The 1,363-nt window shown below is 69.7% G+C and carries 1 protein-coding gene and 1 pseudogene; both read right to left on the bottom strand.

The annotated features are described in order from the left end of the window. Nucleotides 1-701: NAD(P)-binding domain-containing protein (locus IG62_RS0140895; protein WP_420711196.1), on the bottom strand; the 701-nt coding region annotated here is incomplete at its 3' end. Between the two features lie 232 nt (nucleotides 702-933). Next, nucleotides 934-1,338 (bottom strand): annotated as a pseudogene (locus IG62_RS0140890) (TIM barrel protein); the annotation flags it as partial. Nucleotides 1,339-1,363: the final 25 nt, after the last annotated feature.

The following is a 1,363-nucleotide window of genomic DNA, read 5'->3' as shown; positions in this document are numbered from 1 at the left end:
CGGTGGGGTGTCCGGAGAGGCGTTCGACGCCGCGGAGGAGGGCGGAGTGGTCCAGGCCGCCGTTTGAAGTTGTCCTTCTTGCGGGTCAGGACGGTGGAGCCGGCCAGGCCGCCGTTGAGGACGTCCAGGGCGGCGGCGAGGTCGACGCCGGACTTCTCCAGGAAGACCACGGCTTCGGCGCAGGCTTGGATGTTGACGGCGACGATGAGCTGGTTGGCGGCCTTGACGGTCTGCCCGGAGCCGTGCGGTCCGCACAGCACGATGGTCTTGCCGAGGGCTTCGAGGATGGGGCGGGCGGCGTCGAAGTCGGCCTGCTCACCACCGACCATGATCGACAGGACGGCTTCGATGGCGCCGGCCTCGCCGCCGGAGACGGGGGCGTCCAGGACCCGGATGCCCTTCTCGCCGGCGGCGCGGGCCAGGTCGATGGAGGTCTGCGGGGTGATCGAGGACATGTCGATCAGCAGCGCGCCGCGCTTGGCGTTCTCCAGGATGCCGTCGGGTCCGTAGGCGATGGCTTCGACCTGGGGGGAGGCCGGGACCATGGTGATGACCACGTCCGCGTCGGTGACGGCCTCGGCGATCGAGCCGGCCGCGCTGCCGCCGGCCTTGGCCAGCCGCTGGAGTTTGTCGGCCTCCAGGGTGTAGCCGGTGACGGTGTAGCCGGCCTTGATCAGGTTCTCGGCCATGGGCGAGCCCATGATGCCCAGACCGATCCATGCGATCTTGGGGAGGTTGCTCACAAGGGTGCCTTTCACAAAACGAAAACGTCAGACGAGGGAGAGCCGCCGCACTTAAGGAGGCGGTGGCGGCGACGCGCTGGATGCCGCGCGCAGGCGGTTACTTGGCCGCCCGCAGCGGGGCCGGGAGCCATTCGAAGGCGCCGGCGCTGGGGCCCTCGCCGGGCTTGTACTCCAGGCCGATCCAGCCTGCAAGCGCCAGCGCATCCTGCTCCGCCGCATCCACGCCCTCGACGCGGTTGCCGTACAGGGCGTTGAAGGTCGTGCAGCCCAGCGAGCGGGCGAACTCGACCGCCACCGGCACATTCGCCCGGAACTTCTCCGACTCCTCCCCCGGAATCGACAGCGCACCACGATCGGGGCCCGGCAGCTGACCGGCGTAGAAGTTCAGCCCCACCAGCTGCGTACCGGCATCGGTCAGCGCATCGCGCAGCGCGGCCAGCTCCGCCTCATCCGGAACCGGGGCATCCACCCACGGCCACCACAGCTCCACCGCCGTGAAACCCGCCGCCCGCGCGGCCGCCGGCCGCTCCAGCAACGGAAGCTCGGTGAACAGGATCGACAGATTGACGTTGAAGCGCGTGTCCGTGAAACCCATGAGGGCCGGCGCTCCTTCCGGATAG

This window comes from Streptomyces sp. NRRL S-337 (genome assembly GCF_000720175.1).
Classification (GTDB): domain Bacteria; phylum Actinomycetota; class Actinomycetes; order Streptomycetales; family Streptomycetaceae; genus Streptomyces; species Streptomyces siderophoricus.
This window is presented reverse-complemented; position numbering and strand designations above follow the sequence as displayed.